A 22,805-nucleotide genomic window follows, 5' to 3' on the forward strand; every position below is an offset into this window, starting at 1 on the left:
TACGTTTATTGGTTACTTGCATTTTTAATTATCCTTAGTTGAGGTTCTTTGTAATTGGTCAGCTTTTCTGAAAGTTCCATAAACAAATCAGCGTTTGCGTCTTTATCTTCACTTTTATTTATATATTTCAAAAAAATACTTTCTTTAGAATGTCCAGTAATGTTCATTAAAATCGGTGTTGGTATTTTTTTATAGTAATTTGTAGCGAAAGAGCGTCTAAAACAATGACTCGCTATTAATTCGTGTTTTGGGTAAAAGCCTAATTTTTTTCTTTTAGTGTCTTTATCGATTTTTTTCCCTTCTATGACCTCATCAATTTTAGCAATTTTGCAAACTTCTTTAATATATTGATTTAGTTTTTGACTGCTGATTTTATACGGGAAATCATTTTCTATAATATCAATGATGTGGTTTTTTATGATTCCAACAGTAATGTGCTTTTTGGTTTTTTTCTGCACTATATCTAAATAAATCCCCTTAGTGTTATTTCTAAAATTATCTTTTGTAATTGAAAGTAAATCGATACTCCGTTGCCCTGTTTCGCACCCTATTAGAATCCATTTTCTCGCATTTATATGGGCTACATTCTCAAGTTCAGCCTTTCTAATTGTTTCTAATTCCTCAAATGATAATGTTGCAATAAAGCGGTCTTCATCATTTTCGCTAAAACTTTCAATAAGCTTAATTTGATTGTTTATAGGGATTTCCAACTTTTCAGCGTCCAAACAAACTGTTTTTAAATTGTCTATTTGCTTTCCTGCATAGTTTGTAGAATAATGTTGTACATTGATTAGCCAGTTTGTGAATTTTTCAACAAAAAGCCTATTCACATCTAATAAATGGATTTGCTTTTTGATTACTTCTTGGTAGTTTTTGATAAGATTTTTAAAAGTGATGTAGCCTTTTATTCTGTTTTCCGAAAGTCCAATTTTGCTACTTCCTTTTATTTTTCTTGTGTTTGCATTGTCAATAATATGTTGAATATGATTTACTAACAATCCAGTATCAACTTTTTCAATTCTATTGAAACAGTCGTTTATTTTGTTTTCGAGCCAATATTTGTCAATAATTACGCTATCAGCCAAATCATTGTTTAGGTTATCGAAAAGATAGGTTTCTAATTTTTTAAGGTCGTTAAATAGACGTTTGTTTTCAGCGGTGTTTTGTTTCGGTTTGTTGGTTGCTTCGCTCCATTCTTTAGGATTAATTGTAAACCCTGTGTTTGCTTCAACGTCTTTGTTTCTTCCAATGATTAAACGAACCTTAATTGAAACGTTTTTATTAGCATTACTTCTTAATCTAAATTGTACGGATGCCATAACTTACACTTTTGAAAACCAAAAGTATAAAATATAGTAATAGGTTTTAAAAGTTGCCCGACATTTGCCCGACATTTTTAAACAGCATTCAATTTTATTAAATTATTTTAAATTCTTAAGTTTACTATTTTATCCCTTGCATGTGTTGAATTTATTGCTATTTTTGTCCAAAAAGCAGGGCTTTTTGTACAAAGGTCAATTTGAAGAAATTGATGGGGTTTGCGTCCCGCTCTGAGTACAAAAGCTCGTAATGAAAATTACGAGCTTTTTTTATTGATATAATTCAGTAATTTTCTACAGTTTTAATTGGAATTTGTATTTTCAATAATTGATATTTAAAAAACATGGGGGCATTCGTTATCACGAAAAAAGATGAAGATCACTATAAATTCGTCTATACATCCAGAAAAGGCAAGATTGTCTTTTCGAGTGCTACCTATGAATTAAAAATGGACATCGAAGACGATATCGAATTAATTAAAACAAATGCGGAAACAGCCTTTTGCATGAAATTTAAAACATCAAGAGGGCAGTTTTTCTACAGGCTCATCATTAATGATAAGGTATATGCGACAAGCAGAAAATTTAATACGGTTTTAAGGCTTGAAAAAGGAATTGCGGAAGTAAAACTTTACGTTCCAAAAGCTGAAACACTTGATTTTTCTGGAGCAGATATTTTTGCAGATCAAGAATAAAAAATCAAAGCAAAAAAAAATCCCGCTTTTAGCGGGATTAATTTTTTTTACTAGAATCTAGAATTACTCAGCTGTAGTAGTTGTAGTAGTTGTAGTTGTAGTGTCAACTGCAGTAGTATCAACAGCAGGAGCTTCAACTTCTGGAGTTACAACTTCTTCAGTTGTAGTTTCAACTGTAGTTTCTTCTTTTGCAGTTTCTTTACAAGATACGAAAGATACGCTTAATGCTACTACTAATGCTAAACTTAAAAATGCTTTTTTCATCTTACTTAATTATAAAAGGTTAATTATTAATTCGAGGCAAAGATATAAATTTTTTATTATGATTATTTTTTTTTGAAAATATTTTTTAAAAAATAAATTCCCTTGCAACGTCAAATCATTTTACAATTACTGTGCCAAAAATACAAAACACTAAGAAAAAGTTAAGAGATGTTAAATAAAATTTCAAAGAAGCTGTAAACAATTGTTTTTAAGGGGATTATTTTTTCTTTTTAGGGTGAACTAATTTCATTTCATCGATCAAATTTTTTGCTCCGGCATATTTATCAATGATAAAAAGTACATATCGCATATCCACCATGATGTTTCTACAGATCGCTGGGTCGTAATAGATGTCGCTCATTGTCCCTTCCCAAACTCTATCGAAGTTCAAACCAATCAAATTTCCCTTCGCATCAAGAGCCGGACTTCCTGAATTCCCTCCAGTTGTATGGTTTGTACCGATAAAACAAACAGGCATTTTTCCTTTTTCACCATATTGACCGTAATCCTTCTTTTTATATAGATCAATCAATTTTGCAGGAACGTCAAATTCATAATCGCCTGGAATGTATTTTTCCATCACACCATCTAAATAGGTTACAGGAGTATATAAAGTAGCATCTTTTGGCTCATAGCCTTTCACTTTTCCGTATGTTACCCTCAAAGTACTGTTTGCATCAGGAAAAATCCTAGAATCTTTGTTCAATTCCAATTGAGCTTTCATATAGGTTCTTTGCAAAGCCGTAATCTTTAAATTGATTTCTTCATACTTAGGATTTACCTCTTTCACAAATATATCAGCCATTGCTTTTACAACTTGGAAGCCCTTATCGTTATTCAAGTTTTCCAAAACTGTTTTAGAATCGCCTTTTAGTAATTCCTTCACACCGTCATAAGTAGTCAATCGAGATTGTCCATAAACTTCCGTAGCTAATTTCGAAGCGTCAATATTGTTCAAGCTCTGTGGTAAAAACTGTTTTGGAGATTTTGTTGCATACAAATCAATCAATTGCTCGAAGACCTTTTCATCCACTTTTGCATTAAAGTCCTTGTAGAAAGCTCCCAATCCTTCAACCAAATTGTTTCTTCGGTCATTAAACGATTGTTCGCCTCTCAAGTTATAAATTTGCTCTAGTTGATACATTTTATAGGCCAAGCTGAGCATTTCTGTGTTTCTCAAAACCGTTTCCATAAAATAATCCCTGCTCAAAGCATAAGGTAAAATCTCGTTGTAATTACTTTCAAAATCAGACAATAAATTGCCATACTCAGCTTGTTTTCCTGATTTTACAACCTTCTCTTGAAATGCTTTTTCTTGCTGTTTTTTTACCGCAACCGCATTCGATTTAATCAAACCTTGCGTTTCACCCATCCATTTTTTCCAATAATTGGCAATACTGGCATATTTTGAGGCATATTGAATCTTGATGGCCTTGTCTTTTCGCATAAAACCATCGGCAACTTTCAAAGCACGGTCACGAATTTCCACCTTTGCAGGATTCAATTCCTTCACAATTTGCTCTATGGCAACCGCTGGCAAATACTCTGAAGTCCTTCCTGGATAACCAAAAACCAATGTAAAATCATCTTCAGCAACACCATCTAACGAAATTGGCAAAAAGTGTTTAGGTGTATACGGAACATTGTCTTTTGAATATTCTGCAGGACGATTGTTCTTATCTGCGTAAATTCTGAAGAGCGAAAAATCTCCCGTATGACGTGGCCAAACCCAGTTATCAGTATCAGAACCAAACTTTCCAACGGAACTTGGTGGAGCTCCAACCAACCTCACATCTTTATAGGTTTCCGTCAAGAAAAGCATATATTGATTCCCGTCATAAAACGTACGGATTTTATTTTCTTGCCAACTTTCTTTCGGTAAAGAGCTACTAAGCGAAGAAATATTTTGCTGAATTTTCTTCTGTTTATCTGCTTCCGAAAGTCCTTGAGTTCCTTCCAAAACCTGAGTCGTCACGTCTTCAATCTTAACGATAAATGTCACCACCAAATCCTTGTTTGGCAACTCATCTTCCATTTTCATTGCCCAAAAACCATCCGTAATATAATCGTTTTCAAGTGACGAATGCGATTGGATTTCATCAAAACCACAATGGTGATTCGTCAATAAAAGTCCTTTTGGAGAAATCACTTCCGACGTACAACCTCCATTAAAATGCGGAACAGCATCCTTCAAGCTCGACTTGTTCACGTCATAAATATCCGAAGCCGACATCTTCATGCCAAGGCTTTTCATCTCTTTCTCATTCATCCCTTTCAGCAACGAAGGAATCCACATTCCGCCCTGTTGGGCCTGAACTGACACAACAAATAAAAGGAGTAATACTCTTAAAAACTTCATACAATAATAATTAGGTTAAAAAACAATCCGCAAATTGCGAAATCTTCGGCAATATAGGATTTTCAGTTAAAAAAAATACAGAATTAACATTTTGATAAGTCTAGGAGCGAATCGCTTGGGTTTTTGAGGTAATCCATATTCCTGCCTTCCTTCCAAATCTTTTTGTTTTTAAAGAAAAAACAAAAAGGATTTTCCCTCCAGTCAGGGCTATCCCGAAGCTTCAGGAGAAAACTTTAGGCAATTTTACAACCGCAGTTGCCAATATTGTGGCTACAATAACTTCGGAACCAGCTTCATCAACTTACGATTATGGACCACGAAGTCTTTAGCTAAATATAATTTTTGAGCCATTTCGTTATGGCCTTCCACTTCCAAATAAATAATTTTCAAAGAAAGTAAAATCGCTTGCTCGTGTATAAAATCGACAACCTGTTTGCCAATTCCCTTTCCTCGGGATTTTTCATTCAGATACAATTCATCTAAAAAAGCAATCGTTCCCTTATATTCAAAACTAAAAACAAACGTCAGGATTACATAGCCAACGATTTCATTTTCAAAATAAATCAGCCAAGCTCTTCCAAGTTTTTCATCGGCTATAAATTTTTCAAACAACTTTCGAGACACTTCAACATCAATAGGATAACTGTCGATGGCATAAAAATCCTCCATCATCGGGAGAATGATGTCAATATCAGAAGATTGTAAAGATTTGAAATTTATCATATTCAAAATAAATGTGTGCTAATCTGTATTTAAATTCTTCAAAATAGTTTCGGTAGCATTTTTATTCATCTGAACAAAAGTGCTGCAAATATGTCCTTTTTCATACCGGATATCTTCATTCTGAATCAAATTCTCAAAAGCTTCATTCAGCTCTTTCTGATTCGAAATCGAGACACAACCTTCCATATTTACTAAAGCAATCGCTTCCGCAAAATGCGTGAAATTTGGGCCAATCACAATCGGAACACCAAATGTAGCAGGTTCCAAAATATTATGAACACCAGGATTTCCAAAACCACCACCAACGTATGCGATATCAGCATAACTGTAAATTTTCGTCAAAATCCCAATGGTGTCAATAATAAAGACATCAAAATCAGCTAGATTTTTACCTTCTTTTTCGGAAAACAAAACAGTTTTTTTAGAGATATTATTTTTCAGTTGCTGGATTTGGTCTTCCTTGATGTTGTGTGGAGCAATAATAAACTTCACATTATAATTATTCGAATTGATAAAGTCAACCAACAAAGTTTCATCTTTTGGCCAAGAACTCCCCACAACAATTGTCAAAGTATCATTCTTAAAATCCGAAATAAAATCAAGCGAGTTGTCTTTCTCCAAGATCGAAGCCACACGGTCAAATCGGGTATCGCCTGAAACCGTAACATTCGTCTTTCCAATTTTCAACAAAAGTTCTTTTGATTTTGCATTCTGAACAAAAAAATGTTCAAAAGTATCCAAAGCCTTTCTATAAAATCCACCATACCATTTAAAGAAAACTTGGTTCTCTCTAAAAATCCCCGAAATAAGATAGACTGGGATTTGCTGTTTTTTTAATTCATTCAAATAATTCGGCCAATATTCATATTTGATAAAGAAAACCAAATCCGGATGAACAGATTTCAAGAATTCTTGGGCGTTGCTTTTAGTGTCCAAAGGCAAATAAATAATCACATCCACCACTTTAGAATTCTTTCGAACCTCATAACCCGAAGGAGAAAAAAAAGTCACCACAATCTTATGATTCGGATATTTTTCCTTGATTTTTTCAATCACTGGCAAACCTTGTTCAAACTCGCCTAACGATGCTGCGTGAAACCAAATCGTTTTGTCTGTTAGTTTTATTTCATTTGCCAAAGTCGGAAAAACAATCTTCCTTCCCTCAACAAAAAGTTTAATTTTAGCACTGAACAATGCCACGATTTTTAGTAAAAATGAAGCGACCTGAACAACAAGATTATAGAGAAAAAACATATCGACTTATTTGAATGGCTAAAATAAGGATTCTTGCATTAATTTGATGAAGGAATATCATTAATGACTATTTTTGTACGTCGTTTAAGAAATCTACGTTTTTTAAACATAATATTAAATTCAGATATAATGAAAAAAATCCAGATGGTGGACCTTAAAGGTCAATATGAAAAAATAAAAGAAACCGTAAACAATTCAATCCAAGAAGTTTTAGACACCAATACTTATATCAATGGGCCACAGGTTAGCACGCTCCAGAAAAATCTTGAGCAATATCTTGATGTAAAGCATGTAATTCCCTGTGCAAATGGTACTGATGCCTTGCAGATTGCAATGATGGGTTTGGATTTAAAGCCAGGAGATGAAGTTATCACAGCCGATTTTACCTTTGCCGCAACCGTTGAAGTTATTGCCTTATTGCAGTTGACTCCGGTTTTGGTAGATGTTGAAATCGATTCTTTTAATATTTCTATTGATGCCATCAAGAAAGCCATAACTCCAAAAACAAAAGCAATTGTTCCAGTACATTTGTTTGGTCAAGCAGCCAATATGGAGGCGATTATGGCCTTGGCTAAAGAGCATAATTTATATGTAATTGAAGATAATGCTCAAGCAATTGGAGCTAATTATACGTTTGCTGATGGTTCTAAGAAAAAAGTTGGAACTATGGGTCACGTTGCTTCAACTTCGTTTTTTCCATCAAAAAATTTAGGCTGTTATGGAGATGGTGGTGCCATTTTCACAAACGATGACAAACTTGCACATCAACTTCGAGGGATTGTAAATCACGGAATGTATGTTCGTTACCATCATGATGTTGTGGGTGTAAATTCACGTTTGGACAGTATTCAAGCTGCCGTCTTGAATGCTAAATTACCAAACCTCGATACTTATAATACTGAACGTCGTGCAGCAGCAAACAAATACAATATTGCACTTTCGGGACACAAAAATATCGTAGTTCCATCTTTTGATTTGAATGGAGACGACCACGTTTTCCACCAATATACTTTAAGAATCATCGATGCCGACAGAGATGCCTTAATGCAACATTTGCAAAGCAAAGAAATTCCTTGTGCTATCTATTATCCAATTCCGCTACACAGCCAAAAGGCCTATTTAGATTCGCGTTATAAGGAAGAAGATTTTCCAGTTACAAACCAGTTGGTCAAAGAAGTGATTTCGCTTCCAATGCATACGGAACTAGATGACGATCAAATCAAGTTTATAACTGACAGTGTTTTGGAATTTTTCAACTAAATTTTAATGCAAAACACTCCAAAAAAGAACATCTATCCGATAGTAGTTTTTGTCATAGTGTTTATTATTGCATTTTTTGCAACACGTTATTTCTTAAATTAATAATATGAAAATACTGGTAACAGGAGGTTTGGGCTTTATTGGTTCGCACACGGTTGTTGAACTGCAAAATGAAGGCTTTGAGGTTGTAATTATCGACAATTTATCCAATTCATCCGAAGAAGTTTTGAATGGAATTTTCAATATAACGCGAAAAAAACCTGTTTTTGAAAAATTAGATTTAAGAGAGAAAATAGCGGTTCGGGAGTTTTTTGCAAAACATACTGATATTGTTGGAGTGATTCATTTTGCAGCTTCTAAAGCAGTTGGCGAAAGTGTAGAAAATCCGCTTCTTTACTATGAAAACAACCTCAACACTTTAATTTATTTGTTACAGGAATTGCAACAAAAACCAGAAGCAAGCTTTATTTTTAGTTCATCTTGTACAGTTTACGGTCAAGCCGAATTGATGCCCATTACCGAAAATGCACCCGTTCAGCAGGCCATGTCACCTTATGGAAACACCAAGCAAATTGGTGAAGAAATCATTATCGATGTAGCCAAAGTTTCCAATATCAATGCTATTCTTTTAAGATACTTCAATCCAATTGGAGCTCATCCAACTGCTGAATTAGGTGAATTGCCAATTGGTGTTCCACAAAATCTTGTTCCCTTTATTACCCAAACTGCTATCGGTTTGAGAAAAGAACTTTCGGTTTTTGGTTCAGATTATCCAACTTCTGATGGAACATGCATTCGGGATTATATTCACGTAGTTGATTTGGCGAAAGCCCATGTGGTTGCCTTGCAAAGATTGCTGGACAAGAAAAATCAAGAAAAAGTGGAAACCTTCAATTTAGGGACTGGAACCGGAAGCTCGGTTTTGGAAGTCATCAATGCTTTTGAAAAAGTGAGTGGTCAAAAATTAAATTATAAAATCGTAGCACGAAGAGAAGGCGATGTTGTTGAGGCTTTCGCCAATACCACAAAGGCTAATGAAACTTTAGGATGGAATGCACAATCTACCTTAGAAGAAGCTTTGGAATCTGCCTGGAAATGGGAGAAGAAAATCAGAAGCTAGTTATTCATCTGCTAAAAAAAAAAATAAAAATCCCGTCGTGAAAAAATTCAGACGGGATTTTTTTATTGTATAGTAAGTATTTAGATTAGATGATCAACATCGCATCTCCATAAGAATAGAATTTATACTCTTCTTTGATCGCTTCTTCATAGGCTTTCTTCATTAAATCATGACCGCAAAATGCCGAGATCATCATCAATAAAGTTGATTTTGGTGTATGAAAATTAGTAATCATACAATCTGCAATACTAAAATCGTGTGGAGGAAAAATAAATTTATTCGTCCATCCATCATAAGGATTTAGTGTTCTTCCTGAAGAAACCGAGCTCTCAATGGCTCTCATAGAAGTCGTTCCAACGGCACAAATTCGTTTCTTTTTCGCTTTAGCGTTATTCACAATATCACAAGCTTCCTGAGTGATTTTCAACTCTTCAGAATCCATCTTGTGTTTAGACAAATCCTCAACTTCAACTGGATTAAAAGTTCCTAGACCTACATGAAGCGTTACTTCTGCAAAATCTACACCTTTAATTTCCAGTCTTTTTAGCAAATGTCTTGAAAAGTGCAAACCAGCAGTTGGTGCTGCAACAGCTCCTTCTTCTTTTGCATAAATCGTTTGGTAACGTTCAGCATCATCAGGAGTTACTTCGCGGTTGATGTATTTTGGGATTGGAGTTTCTCCAAGTTCAGTCAATTTATTTCTGAATTCTTCATAAGATCCATCATAAAGAAAACGCAACGTTCTTCCACGAGAAGTTGTATTGTCGATTACTTCGGCAACCAATGAATCATCGTCTCCAAAATATAATTTGTTACCAATTCTAATTTTACGAGCTGGATCGACCAAAACATCCCATAATCTTTGTTCCGCATTTAGTTCTCTCAATAAAAAAACTTCGATTCTTGCACCTGTTTTTTCTTTGTTTCCGTATAAACGAGCTGGAAAAACTTTGGTGTTATTCAGAATCAGCACATCTCCTTCATCGAAATAATCAATAACATCTTTAAACATTTTATGCTCGATGGTTTTCTTTTCACGGTTGATCACCATTAAACGTGATTCATCTCTATTTTCGGCTGGGTATTCTGCAAGAAGTTCTTTTGGTAAATTAAAATTGAAGTGTGATAATTTCATAATACATTTTAGATTTTAGATTTCAGATTTTTAGATTGGATTACCTAAAATTTGAATCGTGTGCAAATATACGATTGTGAGACAGGCGTTGTCAAGTGTTTTGGAGTTTATTTTTAAGATTGCCCAAAACACGCCAATTCACAAAGGTTTTTGATTTAACTTATTTGAAATCCGATGCTTTTCAAATCTTCCCAAAAATCAGGAAACGACTTCGAAACTACTTCTGCATCTTTGATTATAATGTCCGTTTTTAAAGCCAAAGGAGCAAATGCCATTGCCATTCGATGATCATTATAGGTCGAGATTTCTATATTTGAGATTATATCATCTGATGCTTCTAAAGTCAGACTGTCGTTTGTAACCTCAATACTTGCCCCAAGTTTTGACAATTCAGTTTTTAAAGCTTCTAATCGATCTGTCTCTTTTATTTTCAGCGTATGAAGTCCGGTTAAATGACATCCAATTCCTAGTCCGAAGCAAGTTACAGCAATAGTTTGGGCGATATCTGGAGCATCATTAAGATTGAAGATTGCAGATTCTTGATTTTTGGTTATCGCTTTTTTAATTGTAATTGATTTATCATCATTGAAAACTGTTTCTATTCCAAAATTTTTATAGATTTCCACTAAGGCGGAATCGCCTTGAAGGCTGTCTTTCTTATAACTTGAAAGTGTAATTTCGGTTCCACTTTCTGATAAAGCAACGATAGAATAGAAGTAGGAAGCCGAACTCCAGTCAGACTCTACGGTTATGAGTTGTGAGTTATGAGTTATGAGTTTTTTTACGGTAATTGTATTTCCTGTAAAAGAAGTTACCACCCCAATTTCGTTTAGCAAGGCCAAGGTCATTTTTATGTAAGGAACTGAGGTTATTTCACCTTCGAGCGTTAATTCTAGTCCGTTTTCAAGTTGGGGGGCGATTAATAAAAGTGCCGAAATATATTGGCTGCTAGTATTGGCTAGAAGCGAAACTTTATGATTCGTTAGTCTTTTTCCTTTGATTTTTATTGGCGGAAAGCCTTCATTTTCTTCATACGAAATTTCGGCTCCTAGCTGTATTAATGCATCGACCAAAATCTTGATGGGACGTTCTTTCATTCGGGATGAACCCGTCAATACCACTTCTCTATTTTCTTGAATGGCGAAAAATGCAGTCAAAAATCGCATGGCTGTTCCCGCATGATGAATATCGTAGAATTGGGAGTTGGATTCCGAAGTTTCGGTAGAAAGTTGGAAGTTTTGCAACACATTTAGCATGACTTCTGAATCATCAGAATTAGAGGTGTTTTCTAAACTTAGTTGTGAATACAACGCTCGAAGTAGCAACATGCGATTGGTTTCAGATTTGGAACCTGTTATTTTTATGGAGGATTGAAGTTTAACTTTTGAACAATACAAGCTTAAATTCATATGATTAGGAAAAAATGCTAAGGATTTGGTACTAATTGGAATAGTAATTTGAAAAAATCACAAATTGAATTGTGCGGTTAGATTTAATGAGTAATTATTTTGAACTTTATTAAAAAATGCTTTTGGAATGATACCTATTCCAAACTTTCTACTTTCATAAAATAGTAATTTAACTTGAATGGGCAAACCAATAGCATTTTGTGGTTCTTCCTGAAAATGATTAGTATAATGTAAAAAACCGACTCCAATTTGTGGCATGACCGAAGCTTTTGGTAGAACTTTATATTTTTTGCCTACAAACAAGTCTACCTCTGCTAATCCCTGAAAATAAGCATCCCTGCTGAATTTATTGACACTAACACCGATTCCTGCTGTAAATACAGCACTGTAGTATAAATTATTTTTTTTATATGCTAGTTCAAAACCAAAGTTAATTCCATTTTCTTTCCAGTCTCCAAAATTTGAATAACCGCCCCATTGTATTCCTAAGCAAAAGTGATCATCTTTCGTATCTTGCGAGTAAACCATCAGGGGAACAAGAAAAAAAATCCATAAAAGTTTTTTCATACCATTAAAATATAACTTTTTGTTTCGACTTTTATAAAACACAATCTGCATTACTTTAATTTCTCATTGTTCTTATGACGATCCTTATCCCGATTTGACTTCAAGTCAAGCTTTTTATCGAAGGCTTCCTGCAAGTTAATTCCGGTTTGATTCGCCAAGCACAAAACTACAAAAACAACATCGGCTAACTCCTCTCCAAGGTCTTTATTTTTATCGGATTCTTTCTCTGATTGTTCTCCATATCGTCGCGCTATAATTCGAGCCACTTCGCCAACTTCTTCGGTAAGCTGGGCCATATTAGTTAGTTCATTAAAATACCGAACACCGTGATCTTTTATCCAATTATCAACTTCTAGTTGGGCGTTTTCTAAGTTCATTTTATACTTTTTTGAGGACTATTTTTTCGTTTTGTTTTTCGATCATTTTTTTGTAAAAATCCTTTAGTGATAAATAATAATCTGAAGGAATATTAGAATAGTTCATGTCAAAAATTATGGCTAGTTGAATTTGACTTCCTGAATTTGTAATATTATATTTAAAAAGAGCAATATTTTCTTCCATTGCTATGGATAATGGCGTTGGAACTGATTCAACCACATAACCTTCTGGAATACTGATTGTAAAGGTATATTTATCTTGGTAAGGAAAAATAAAATCAACAGGAAACTGTCTTACTTCTTCTTTAAAAGGATTTTCCTTTCGAACGTAATATAGCATGGGTGAAAAATAAATCTTATCTCCAATTTTTTCTACAAGATTTGAATTTGTAAAATCAAAGGTTTCTACAATTGGTTTTGACAATTCTTTTTCATTGGCTACACTATATTCACCAATTTCCAAACCATCATACCGTTTTTCTAAACTTTCAATATAGCTATCTTTGGCTACCGACAAGTAGTTTTCTCTAAAGATATAACTATTATAATCAAAATATTGATCTCTAGCTTTACCTGAAACGTTTCCTTCTGCATCAATTGAAGCCAAAACATTAATCACTTCTTTAGAATTAATTTTAGGCATCAAATCTACTTCTTCTGATGTTTTATTTTCTCGAATCAATCGACCATTCCAGTTTAAAACTCTTATTGGCAATAAATTAGGCAAAGCATTTTTAGTTGTTGCATCTAGAAATATTTGCTTGTTATTTTCTAATTCTACTGCTGCAATAACATAATTATAAGCTCCTCGATTGGGATACAAAGCTATTCCATTAGAACGCGTGCTAACTAACACTGGATTTGCATTTATTTGGGCATGACGCAACATCGCGACAAGCATCAAATTTATTTCGGCCACATTTCCTACTTTCTCGGCATATGCTTTTTTAACTCCTGCATCACAATAATAGCTGTTTTTTTCGTTCCAATTCATCCTTGATTTTACGTAATCAAAAATAATATTTATTTTTTCGTCTCTTGCTACTACACCCTTTACAAGTGCGTCAATATCTTCTTCGAAATAGGATTTTCGATTCAATTCATCTCCAAAATCTTCGTGTTCATAAATAGTTTTCGCAACAGATTGCCAATCGGTTGCATAATTGGTAATACCTGAGTTTGGAAAACTTGTGGAAGCTAGCTCGTATTGCAACATGGAAGTATAGTTCTCCATATTATTAACATAAGGCTCAGCTTTTAAAGCCTTTACATTATCAACAGTATAAATCACTTTTGATTCATTATATCTTCTAGACATTCCCATCACCACTTCTTCCTTTGATGCCTTGACATCTGAAAAGCCTTTTAAAAATCTTCGATATGTAAAATATTGTGGTATCCTAACATCATATTCTACGTGATTTACTGGAATAGAATATTGAAAATACCAATCTGGAAAAAAAGAATAATACGGAGTTCTCAGTGTGTATTTATATTCAATAACGCTTCCTTCTTTGACATTTGGCAATGTTATTTTTTTAATGTTATAGTCTTCATTGAACTTTTCTTCAAATTCTCCGTCACTTTTCAGTTTTGTTTTTTCTATTTTATCCCCTACAAGGTTATATGTTACTGCATCATCAAACCTCAGCCTAACTTGTTTTCCTCCTTTATAATATGGCATTTCGACTGTAGAATATTCGTAGCCTTCTTTTTTGTAGATTTTAACTCTAAATTTTACTTCATTAATTAAAACAAAATAGCCTTCTGGATCAATATCAAAATATGTTTTTCCTGTTTTAAATAATATAGCTGCTGCAGCCGAACTATCTAGAGGGTGTTTTTTTTCTTGTAATTCTTCGATAGAAACTTTTCCTAAGTCATAGTTTTGAGCCCAAGAATTTATTGAAAGAAAGAATACGAAAATTAAAAGGACATTTTTTTTCATCTGTAAATTATTAATTTTTAACCAATACGATTTTTGCATTATCGCTTTTTGCAATTTGCTCTCTAAATTTTCTAAAACTTTCGTAATCCTTTTTATCATAATAACCTGGATTGGCAGTGTAGGTTCGCTTGTAGAGTAATTGTCGCTCATTTACAACAACATATTCAGTTTTATAATGACCAAATACATCTTTAACTTCGAAGTTTTCAGGTTTGGCTTCAATAGCGAATCCTTCTGGAAAATCGATTACAATTTCATCATAATCTGAAAATCCTCTTGAAATTTCAAATGGATTATTTCTGGTTCTATAACGTGACGGAATTCCAGAAATCGGATTATACGCATTTACAGCAAACATCAATCTTTGTCCTGTGATATTTGCATATTCTGAAGCATCTAGAGCAACTTCTTCAGAAAATTCGATTGCCTCTTTATCGTTGGAGAAATTAATTTTTTTTAATTTTAAGTTATTGATATGACTAAAATAACTTTTGTAAAACTTATTTAAATCATCAGAAGACTTATTTTCGTTCATGAATTTATTGTCATATTGTGTTCCTTTTGATTTTATTGATACACTTCCAGTAAGATGTCCTTTTTCATCAATCGAGTAGTTCCCTTTGGAAATTTGGGTATTTTCATTTGTAGTATATTCATGTGTTTTAACGATTTCTCCACCTTCGGGTTTCAACATCAAAGCAAGTCTATCATCGGTAAACTTGCCTTGAAATCCAAAAGGGGTTATTTGGTTAGTACATTCAAGCCAGATATAGTTTTCTTGATTAGGAATCGCTAAAATCACGTGATTACTTTGCATGGAAACAAAATCTTCAACTACACTCTTCTTATTCCTATCCCCATAAAGCCTAACATAATGTGAGGGAACACCAACGGTCTCTAACAATGCTTTAGTATAATTTGTTAGAGCCTTACAATCTCCATATCCCAAACGATCAACATCCTTAGCATTCATTGGCTTCCAACCACCAATTCCCTCTTGAATACTTATATATCTAGTTTTTTCTTGAACAAAATTGTAAACTATTTTTGCCTTCTTTATAGGATCTTTTTCATCACTCACTAAGTGTTTGATTTTTGTTTTTGATTCCTCAGATAATTCTCTAGTACCTGATAAAATTTCGTCTGAAAACCATTTTCCCATTTCTTGCCAGGATTTAGCATTTCCATCAACTCCCTCTAAATGAAAATAATCTAATCCCATCATAACATTTGGAGCATAAGTAGAAAGCGAAGGAGAATAATCTTCATTTTTTAATGCTTTCAAATTCGAAGCTGCGAAAGAAACTACATTACCACTAATTTCTTTTTTAATAGTAGGGTATTCGGCAAAATTATTTTCTTTAAACTTAAATCCTAATTCAGGAATACAATTAATTGTTATTATTGACTTTTCAACACTTATATTATGATCTTGAATTGGATACCATGTCTTTATAAAGGCAGTATTTGAAGTTTCAACTTCACTTTCAAAAATTAGAGTAAACGGATATTGGATTGCTGTATAATCCAAATAAAGCACCCTATTATCAGTAATTATCGAACCTTCAGATATCGAATTCTCTTTAAAATCTTTTCGCTTAATTTTTTTAATTTCTTTTCCTGATTCATTTAATATAGTAGCTTCAATCGATTTAATTTTAGTCGATTTATCAAAATATTCTGAAGCATCCATGTGTTCCAAACCATTTTCATTCAAAATAGTAACTACGGTTTTTGTCGTTACAGTCATCGATTTTCTTGAGATGATCTTTACATCTATTTGACTCAAACGTACAACAGCATTTGCATTTTCCTTCATTTCCGAAGGTATATCAGAAATGGAATAACTAATGTCTTGAGAATATAAAGCCGTAGTTATCAACAGCCATATCATAGAATTGAAAAATTTCATACAATTTGGATTTCTCCAAAAATATAAAATTTTTAGAAATAATTAACAAAATTATTCTCTGTTTTTAGTATCGATGATAATTGTCACTGGGCCATCATTTAAAAGTGCCACTTTCATGTCGGCCCCAAACTTTCCGGTTTGGATTTTTTTGCCGAATTCAGATTCTAGTTTGGCAACAAATTTTTCATATAATGGAATGGCAATATCCGGTTTTGAAGCCTTGATATAAGAAGGACGATTTCCTTTTTTTGTTGATGCATGAAGGGTAAACTGGCTCACAACGATAATATCTCCGTTTACATCTTGAACTGACAGATTCATCACCTCGTTTTCATCACCAAAAATCCGCATGTTGATGATTTTTCCAACAAGCCAATTGATGTCATCGTCTGAATCTGCATCTTCAATTCCGACCAAAACCAGAAGCCCTGTTTTTATTTCGGCAGAAATTGCTCCTTCGATAGTTACCGAAGCTTGGGAAACTCTTTGTATGACGGCTTTCAATTATAATTGTAGATTTAGATTGCAGATTTTAGAAGTATCTAAAAAACTGAATACTGTTACTGAACACTGCTAACTTTTCCTCGTTTCATCACTTGCAATACGGTCATCATTATAGATATCCGTTCGATAGTGTTCGTCATCACCTTCCAAGATTTTAAGGTAACTTCTATAGCGTGACCAAGCAATTTCGTCTTTTTCTAGTGCTTTTTTAATGGCACAATGTGGTTCTTCCTTGTGCAAACAATTGTTGAATTTGCATTGGTCCTGCAACTTGAAAAATTCAGGGAAATAACCGCTGATTTCTGCCGGATCCATATCCACCATCCCGAAACCTTTGATTCCAGGTGTATCAATAATTCGTGCATCAAAACTCAAATCATACATTTCTGCAAAAGTCGTTGTATGTTGACCTTGTTTGCTTTGTTCGGAAATTTCAGTTGTTTTTAAATGCAATGTTGGTTCCATAGCATTGACCAAGGTGGATTTTCCAACACCGGAATGACCCGAAAACATACTCACTTTTCCAATCATTAGTTCCTTTAATTTATCTACACCTTTCATCTCAGTCGATGAAACTCGCAGACATTGGTAGCCAATTTCCTGATAGACGTGTTGCATATACAATTGTTCGTCTAAAGTGGTTTCGTCAAGCGTGTCAATTTTATTGAAAACTAAAATCGCCTCGATTCCATAAGCTTCGGCTGTTACCAAAAAGCGGTCTATAAAATTAAAAGTCGTTGGCGGATTATTGACTGTTACCAATAAAAAAACCCGATCAATATTAGAAGCAATAATATGCATCTGATGGGACAAATTCACTGATTTTCGAACGATATAATTTTTCCTATCATGAATTTTATGAATCGTTCCCGTGATTTTATCTGACGTTTCATCCAATTCAAAATCTACAATATCGCCAACGGCAATAGGATTGGTACTTTTTATTCCTTTCATGCGGAATTTTCCCTTGATACGGCACTCGATAAAATCTCCTTCTTCAGATTTCACGGTGTACCAACTTCCTGTAGATTTATAAACGGTTCCTGTCATTCAGATTTTAGATTTTAGATTTCAGACTTAAAACTGAAAATTTAAAGAGGACAAAATTACGCTATTTACTTGTGAACAGCGTAATTTTGCCCTCTAAAAATTAAAATTCTAAACTGAATTTGAAAAGTTTACCACACGATTTCTGCTAAAATATCATTCTCTTTGACTTTCCCCAATTGAATTGTTTTTAAGGTTTTAGTTGTTTTACCGGCTTTCGTGATATAAATTTCAACCATAACTGTCGCAGGACCACTTTCTGTCAATTCGCTTTCGCCATAATAATCTGTCTTGATTTGATATTTACCTTTTACGGCATTTCGAATCATATATTGTTCAGGACCATAACCTTCTGTAAAATCTTTTGAAAATCTCGCACCTGCTTGTGTATCACGATGACCATAATAACATTCTTCGTTGGTTGGTTCAATGATGTGCAAATCTAAATCGACATCCATCAAGTTCCAGTTCATAATAATCCTGATGTCAACGGGCATTTTTTCAAAGTATTTCTTGTCTAACTTACCCGAATCCAATCTTTTGTTTTCAGCCATTAAACGGTTGATGTCCATCAAAATAATATCTTCCACGCCTTCATATTGGCCACTCATTTCACCATAATAATTTACTTCCAAAGCCTTAATTAATTGATCGAAAGCTTCTTGATTTTTTCCAGCATCTTCCAAAGCTAAAGCATAATCTCTCAAACTTTGTGGTTCATGAGCCCGCCATTTTACAATCTGTTGTGCTGTAAATAAAGCATCATCAAAAGACGACCATTGACGCAAAGTGTAGGTCAAGGTTTTATAAAGTTGGTGATTTTCCAATCCTAGATCGGCAATATTGCTGATTACTTGCAATGCCTTTTTTACATCGCCTTGATTGTAGAAAAAATGAGCTACATCAAAATAAAAACTCGGATTTCGTTCCTGTGATTTTCGCAATTCAAAATACAAATCATACTGTTTCTCTTTTGGAGCAGAAGCCAACGCTTTCAAATACAATCTATCTGGATTCCAAGATTTTGGTTGGTCTTGTTCGATGATTTGATTGTTGGCTCCATTTTTTGAAACCATAACAATCACGCCATTTGCTCCACGATTTCCATAAAGTGATGTTGCTGAAGCATCTTTTAGAACAGTGATACTTTCAATATCATTTGAGTTTATATTCTTAAAAGTTTCTGCATTAACTGGGACACCATCTAAAATATACAACGGATCTTTAGTTGCTGTTAAAGACGAAAAACCACGAACTCTAACAGTTGTATTTTGACCAGGCTGTCCAGCAGCTGACGAAATGTTAACTCCCGCAACTTCTCCTTGTAAACTTTGAATAGCATCTTCCCTCTTATTGCTTGATATTTCTTCCGAAGAAATAGTTTGAACAGAATAGGACATCGATTTTTTAGCTACAGATTCGTATTTATCTTCTGAAATTTCAGAATCACTTTCCTCTACTGATTCCATTTTCTGAGTTCCGTAACCAACTACAACCACTTCTTCTAAATTTGAAGAACTAGCCTCCATTTCCACATTCACTTCATTGTTTCGTCCCACATTCACAGTTATTGACTTTAATCCTATATAATCAAATCTAAGTCTTCCGTTTTCAGGTACTTTAATTGAATATTTTCCGTCAAAATCGGTTTGGGTGCCTTCATTTCCTGATGTGACACTAACTCCTGGCAATGGCATACCACTTTCAATAACGACTCCTGAAATAAATCCTTCTGGAGTAGTTGAATTTCTGCTGGAATTTACTCCCGAATTTGCGTTTGTGGCATTCCTTCTGTCTACTTTTTTTGGTTTTGGAGCAGGTTTTGGCTTCACAAATCGGATGTCTTTTTTCCACCACGAATTCAATTCTGCGAAATAACGTTCTACATTTTGCCAATTGCTCTTTTGTTCGGCCAATCGGCTTTCTTGTTCCTGCTTTTTAATTCTGTCAAATTCAGCCCGTAATTCTGTTGGAGGAACAATATCATAAGCAATATAATCACGTATGTCTTCCAAAACAATCAGCGACGTGTTTTTGGTGATAATTCCGTATTTCTTGCCCAAAAGTTCAATTTCTTCGGCATTTTTAGCATATTGCAAATCAAGATTGGCGATTTTTTTCTGGGCCCAAAGTTTCTCAATATTCACCTCATCAGTTTTCTGAACCGAAGCATCTAATGTGATTTTTCGTTCCAAAATCGCTCCGTTTTCATATCCAAACAACAGTGTGATTTCATTTTTTGGATTCAAGGAAATTCCCGAAAATGAAAAGCTTCCCGAAACCGAACTTCCTGTCATCGGAAACAAATTGGTCACGGTATAATTTTCTTTTATGCCAAGAAATTTTAAAGTATTGTTGGTTAATTTGTCCAAAGCCGTTTCCAAATTCAACTGGTTCAAATTGATAAAATTGCCACCTGTTTGCATTGAAGAAAAATTCAGAAAAGCAAAATCTGCCGAAACCGAAGATGTAATGGTGTAAACCGATTTTTTAGTTTTAGGCAAATTATTTTCACTCAACGAAGACAATCCATCAGAGAAAAGCAAGTATTCATCGTGGTTCGGAAGGTTTATCTGTGAAAAACGCGTTCCGCCGTCATACTTTGTATTTTGTAAAACGGATTTTAATTCAGTCCAATTTCCGTTTGAAATCACAAACTCTTTTTGTTTTTCAAAAGTGTAATTTAAAAAGTATAAAGTGACTTTCGTGTTTTTTATTTGGTTGAAATAAACTTCCAATAAATTCAATTCTTTATTCAAATCACGTGTTTTGGCACTCAAGGAATTATCCCAAATTAATCCGATGGAATTGGGCTGTTTTTTGGCAATTTTATTTCCTTCAATGAAAGTATTTCCATAAAAATAATGCTGGCCACCCACGTTTTGTATCACCACACTCGGCACATTTTCCTGTATTGGAATTTTGAAAAGTAATTGTTCTGATGGCTGATAATTTTCTTTTTTTACCGATGCCTGAAACGATTGGTTCCATTTTGAAAACGAAATTTCATCTACCGAATTCTCGGCAAGAATTGGCGAAGAAGCACTTCCAAAAACCACAATATTGATTTCAAATTTATCCAATTTTGTCGGATAACGGCTCACCAATTTATACGCCAAATTATTTTTATCGAAAGCAGAAAGTTCTTCCTCATAACCAATAACCACAATACGTTCGCCATTTGGCATCAACGGATAAATTCGGGTCCTGAAATTATTCCCATCCACTTTTTCTAATAATCCTGGGTCAACACGACGGTGTTCAATTGCTTCAAAAACCTGTTTCCCTTTATTTTTATTTACCGGAACCGCTTCTCGCATTTTGCCATTAATATCAATCGCATATCGTGAAACCGAAACGTTTTCGGGCAATGGAAAAATCAATTCTGCTTCCATTTGTCGGTTGCTCGAATTAAAAAAGTGCATTTCGGCAGTTGTATAAGCTATGTTTCCAACGACTTTCACATTTACCAATAATTGACTCATTCGCACTTTTTCAGAACCTTCGCCCTTGACCGTAAACTCCGGACTTTGAGCAAAAGTTTTAGTTCCGAAAAACAATAAAAAATAAAATAAAAATTTCAAATTCGATTGAAAATTTCTGGCTTCGGATAAATTCATTCTTGATTTCATAACACGAAAGTTAAGGTTGTATTTTTATAGAGCATAAAAATTTATAAAAGGTTGGGACGATGCTTATTTTTTTTCAAAAAAAAGCCTGCAGGTATAAAACTGCAGGCTATTCATTATATTTTGACTTTTAAAAATCATCCATTTATCACCTTTTCCTGATGGCTAATACTTTCCTGATGAATCGCCTTGAATAATTTCAAAACAAATTCCTCGCTCAAACCCTTTTGTTCGCCTTCCAGAATCATTTTTCCTAATATTTCGTTCCAACGTTTATTTTGAAGGACTGCTACATTTTTAGCCTTCTTCAAAGCCCCAATCTGGTCGGCAACTTTCATTCTGTTACCCAGAATTTCCAGAATCTTGCTATCGGCGATATCAATATTGGCTCGAAGTTTTGCCATTTCGTTATTAAAATCATCTTCCTCAGATGTCATTTTCTTCACCTTCAAATCGGCAAATATCTGCTTCAAAACCGTTGGCGTAACCTGTTGAGCTGCATCGCTCCAAGCATTATCGGGATCAATATGCGTTTCAATAATCAAACCGTCATAATTCAAATCCAAGGCCTGTTGCGAAACTTCCTGAATCATATCACGCTTTCCTGTAATGTGTGAAGGATCACAAATCAAAGGCAAATCCGGGAAACGGCTCTGCAATTCAATCGCAATCTGCCATTCCGGAATGTTGCGGTATTTCGTTTTTTCATACGTCGAAAATCCTCTGTGAATAACGCCTAATTTTTTAATTCCGGCATTATACAAACGCTCCACACCACCAATCCACAAAGCCAAATCAGGATTTACAGGATTTTTTACCAACACAATCTTATCTGTATTTTCCAATGCATCGGCAATCTCCTGAACCGCAAACGGGTTTACAGTCGTTCTTGCTCCAATCCACAACACATCAATATCATGCTCCAACGCCAATTTCACGTGGGTGGCATTTGCTACTTCGGTCGCCATCAGCAAGCCGGTTTCCGCTTTTGCTTTTTGCAACCATTTTAATCCAATGGCTCCAACACCTTCAAAACCACCCGGACGCGTTCGTGGTTTCCAGATTCCGGCACGGTAAATACTCACATCCGAATCCTTCAATTCGTGGGCTATTTTCAACACCTGTTCTTCGGTTTCTGCACTGCAAGGTCCCGCTATTACTAATGGATGTGACAATTTAAAATCATCCAACCACGTCCTCATTGCTTTATTATTTTCCATAATCAATTTTACTAGTACAAATTTATGTTATTTTCTTTAGGAGCTCTACTTCTGGCTTCCTTT

Annotated in this window: 18 protein-coding genes; 3 read left to right on the forward strand and 15 right to left on the reverse strand. The window is 34.3% G+C overall.

Annotation, left to right across the window (positions count from 1 at the left end; all coding sequences use genetic code 11):
• Window positions 1–5: 5 nt before the first annotated feature.
• On the reverse strand, window positions 6–1,319 hold the full coding sequence (locus tag G508_RS0105825) for a tyrosine-type recombinase/integrase (RefSeq protein WP_026704432.1): 1,314 nt from the start codon (window positions 1,317–1,319) through the stop codon (window positions 6–8).
• Between the two features lie 344 nt (window positions 1,320–1,663).
• On the opposite strand from G508_RS0105825, the gene G508_RS0105830 reads away from it, so the two are divergent.
• The gene (locus G508_RS0105830; RefSeq protein ID WP_026704433.1) at window positions 1,664–2,014 is read left to right on the forward strand and encodes a hypothetical protein; all 351 of its coding nucleotides are present in this window, start codon (window positions 1,664–1,666) and stop codon (window positions 2,012–2,014) included.
• Window positions 2,015–2,077: 63 nt separating this feature from the next.
• On the opposite strand, the gene G508_RS0105835 is transcribed toward G508_RS0105830, so the two are convergent.
• From G508_RS0105835 to G508_RS0105850, 4 genes are all read right to left on the reverse strand, one after another.
• Window positions 2,078–2,278 carry a hypothetical protein gene (locus G508_RS0105835; protein ID WP_026704434.1) on the reverse strand — a complete coding sequence of 67 codons (201 nt, stop codon included), beginning with the start codon at window positions 2,276–2,278 and terminating at the stop codon, window positions 2,078–2,080.
• Between the two features lie 217 nt (window positions 2,279–2,495).
• The gene (locus G508_RS0105840; protein ID WP_026704435.1) at window positions 2,496–4,637 is read right to left on the reverse strand and encodes a S46 family peptidase; all 2,142 of its coding nucleotides are present in this window, start codon (window positions 4,635–4,637) and stop codon (window positions 2,496–2,498) included.
• Between the two features lie 270 nt (window positions 4,638–4,907).
• The gene (locus G508_RS0105845) at window positions 4,908–5,360 is read right to left on the reverse strand and encodes a GNAT family N-acetyltransferase (protein WP_026704436.1); all 453 of its coding nucleotides are present in this window, start codon (window positions 5,358–5,360) and stop codon (window positions 4,908–4,910) included.
• 18 nt (window positions 5,361–5,378) lie between these two features.
• Window positions 5,379–6,614: a 3-deoxy-D-manno-octulosonic acid transferase gene (locus G508_RS0105850; protein WP_026704437.1), complete on the reverse strand. Its 1,236-nt coding sequence runs from the start codon at window positions 6,612–6,614 to the stop codon at window positions 5,379–5,381.
• A 129-nt stretch (window positions 6,615–6,743) separates the two neighbouring features.
• On the opposite strand from G508_RS0105850, the gene G508_RS0105855 reads away from it, so the two are divergent.
• Together G508_RS0105855 and galE are read left to right on the forward strand one after the other, a co-directional pair.
• On the forward strand, window positions 6,744–7,874 hold the full coding sequence (locus G508_RS0105855) for a DegT/DnrJ/EryC1/StrS family aminotransferase (RefSeq protein WP_026704438.1): 1,131 nt from the start codon (window positions 6,744–6,746) through the stop codon (window positions 7,872–7,874).
• Window positions 7,875–7,980: 106 nt separating this feature from the next.
• Complete coding sequence (gene galE, locus G508_RS0105860) at window positions 7,981–8,994, forward strand: UDP-glucose 4-epimerase GalE (RefSeq protein WP_026704439.1); 1,014 nt, start codon at window positions 7,981–7,983, stop codon at window positions 8,992–8,994.
• A gap of 85 nt (window positions 8,995–9,079) precedes the next feature.
• Here the strand turns inward: galE and queA are convergent, their stop codons facing one another.
• The 10 genes from queA to G508_RS0105910 form a co-directional block, all read right to left on the reverse strand.
• On the reverse strand, window positions 9,080–10,129 hold the full coding sequence (gene queA / locus G508_RS0105865; protein WP_026704440.1) for a tRNA preQ1(34) S-adenosylmethionine ribosyltransferase-isomerase QueA: 1,050 nt from the start codon (window positions 10,127–10,129) through the stop codon (window positions 9,080–9,082).
• Between the two features lie 155 nt (window positions 10,130–10,284).
• Entirely contained in the window at window positions 10,285–11,538 is a 1,254-nt protein-coding gene (gene aroA, locus G508_RS0105870) for a 3-phosphoshikimate 1-carboxyvinyltransferase (RefSeq protein WP_026704441.1), read from the reverse strand.
• 57 nt (window positions 11,539–11,595) lie between these two features.
• Entirely contained in the window at window positions 11,596–12,105 is a 510-nt protein-coding gene (locus tag G508_RS0105875; protein ID WP_026704442.1) for a hypothetical protein, read from the reverse strand.
• 50 nt (window positions 12,106–12,155) lie between these two features.
• Window positions 12,156–12,482: a nucleotide pyrophosphohydrolase gene (locus G508_RS0105880; RefSeq protein ID WP_026704443.1), complete on the reverse strand. Its 327-nt coding sequence runs from the start codon at window positions 12,480–12,482 to the stop codon at window positions 12,156–12,158.
• A gap of 1 nt (window position 12,483) precedes the next feature.
• The gene (locus G508_RS0105885) at window positions 12,484–14,430 is read right to left on the reverse strand and encodes a DUF3857 domain-containing protein (RefSeq protein ID WP_026704444.1); all 1,947 of its coding nucleotides are present in this window, start codon (window positions 14,428–14,430) and stop codon (window positions 12,484–12,486) included.
• Between the two features lie 10 nt (window positions 14,431–14,440).
• A complete protein-coding gene (locus G508_RS0105890; protein ID WP_026704445.1) occupies window positions 14,441–16,342 on the reverse strand; it encodes a DUF3857 domain-containing protein in 1,902 nt (633 codons plus the stop codon).
• A 51-nt stretch (window positions 16,343–16,393) separates the two neighbouring features.
• Window positions 16,394–16,846: a D-aminoacyl-tRNA deacylase gene (gene dtd, locus G508_RS0105895; protein ID WP_026704446.1), complete on the reverse strand. Its 453-nt coding sequence runs from the start codon at window positions 16,844–16,846 to the stop codon at window positions 16,394–16,396.
• A gap of 69 nt (window positions 16,847–16,915) precedes the next feature.
• Window positions 16,916–17,896 carry a ribosome small subunit-dependent GTPase A gene (gene rsgA, locus G508_RS0105900; protein WP_026704447.1) on the reverse strand — a complete coding sequence of 327 codons (981 nt, stop codon included), beginning with the start codon at window positions 17,894–17,896 and terminating at the stop codon, window positions 16,916–16,918.
• Between the two features lie 128 nt (window positions 17,897–18,024).
• A complete protein-coding gene (locus G508_RS20220) occupies window positions 18,025–21,525 on the reverse strand; it encodes a VIT domain-containing protein (RefSeq protein WP_026704448.1) in 3,501 nt (1,166 codons plus the stop codon).
• Window positions 21,526–21,659: 134 nt separating this feature from the next.
• Window positions 21,660–22,742 carry a bifunctional 3-deoxy-7-phosphoheptulonate synthase/chorismate mutase type II gene (locus tag G508_RS0105910; RefSeq protein ID WP_026704449.1) on the reverse strand — a complete coding sequence of 361 codons (1,083 nt, stop codon included), beginning with the start codon at window positions 22,740–22,742 and terminating at the stop codon, window positions 21,660–21,662.
• Between the last annotated feature and the right edge of the window lie 63 nt (window positions 22,743–22,805).

Source organism: Flavobacterium soli DSM 19725 (assembly GCF_000422705.1).
Classification (GTDB): Bacteria; Bacteroidota; Bacteroidia; order Flavobacteriales; family Flavobacteriaceae; genus Flavobacterium; species Flavobacterium soli.

What these genes read in the sequence shown, in the direction of transcription:
- G508_RS0105825 (WP_026704432.1), bottom strand. Translation starts at nt 1,319, where the DNA reads ATGGCATCCGTACAATTTAGATTAAGAAGTAATGCTAATAAAAACGTT.
- G508_RS0105830 (WP_026704433.1), top strand. Translation starts at nt 1,664, where the DNA reads ATGGGGGCATTCGTTATCACGAAAAAAGATGAAGATCACTATAAATTC.
- G508_RS0105835 (WP_026704434.1), bottom strand. Translation starts at nt 2,278, where the DNA reads ATGAAAAAAGCATTTTTAAGTTTAGCATTAGTAGTAGCATTAAGCGTA.
- G508_RS0105840 (WP_026704435.1), bottom strand. Translation starts at nt 4,637, where the DNA reads ATGAAGTTTTTAAGAGTATTACTCCTTTTATTTGTTGTGTCAGTTCAG.
- G508_RS0105845 (WP_026704436.1), bottom strand. Translation starts at nt 5,360, where the DNA reads ATGATAAATTTCAAATCTTTACAATCTTCTGATATTGACATCATTCTC.
- G508_RS0105850 (WP_026704437.1), bottom strand. Translation starts at nt 6,614, where the DNA reads ATGTTTTTTCTCTATAATCTTGTTGTTCAGGTCGCTTCATTTTTACTA.
- G508_RS0105855 (WP_026704438.1), top strand. Translation starts at nt 6,744, where the DNA reads ATGAAAAAAATCCAGATGGTGGACCTTAAAGGTCAATATGAAAAAATA.
- galE (WP_026704439.1), top strand. Translation starts at nt 7,981, where the DNA reads ATGAAAATACTGGTAACAGGAGGTTTGGGCTTTATTGGTTCGCACACG.
- queA (WP_026704440.1), bottom strand. Translation starts at nt 10,129, where the DNA reads ATGAAATTATCACACTTCAATTTTAATTTACCAAAAGAACTTCTTGCA.
- aroA (WP_026704441.1), bottom strand. Translation starts at nt 11,538, where the DNA reads ATGAATTTAAGCTTGTATTGTTCAAAAGTTAAACTTCAATCCTCCATA.
- G508_RS0105875 (WP_026704442.1), bottom strand. Translation starts at nt 12,105, where the DNA reads ATGAAAAAACTTTTATGGATTTTTTTTCTTGTTCCCCTGATGGTTTAC.
- G508_RS0105880 (WP_026704443.1), bottom strand. Translation starts at nt 12,482, where the DNA reads ATGAACTTAGAAAACGCCCAACTAGAAGTTGATAATTGGATAAAAGAT.
- G508_RS0105885 (WP_026704444.1), bottom strand. Translation starts at nt 14,430, where the DNA reads ATGAAAAAAAATGTCCTTTTAATTTTCGTATTCTTTCTTTCAATAAAT.
- G508_RS0105890 (WP_026704445.1), bottom strand. Translation starts at nt 16,342, where the DNA reads ATGAAATTTTTCAATTCTATGATATGGCTGTTGATAACTACGGCTTTA.
- rsgA (WP_026704447.1), bottom strand. Translation starts at nt 17,896, where the DNA reads ATGACAGGAACCGTTTATAAATCTACAGGAAGTTGGTACACCGTGAAA.
- G508_RS20220 (WP_026704448.1), bottom strand. Translation starts at nt 21,525, where the DNA reads ATGAAATCAAGAATGAATTTATCCGAAGCCAGAAATTTTCAATCGAAT.
- G508_RS0105910 (WP_026704449.1), bottom strand. Translation starts at nt 22,742, where the DNA reads ATGGAAAATAATAAAGCAATGAGGACGTGGTTGGATGATTTTAAATTG.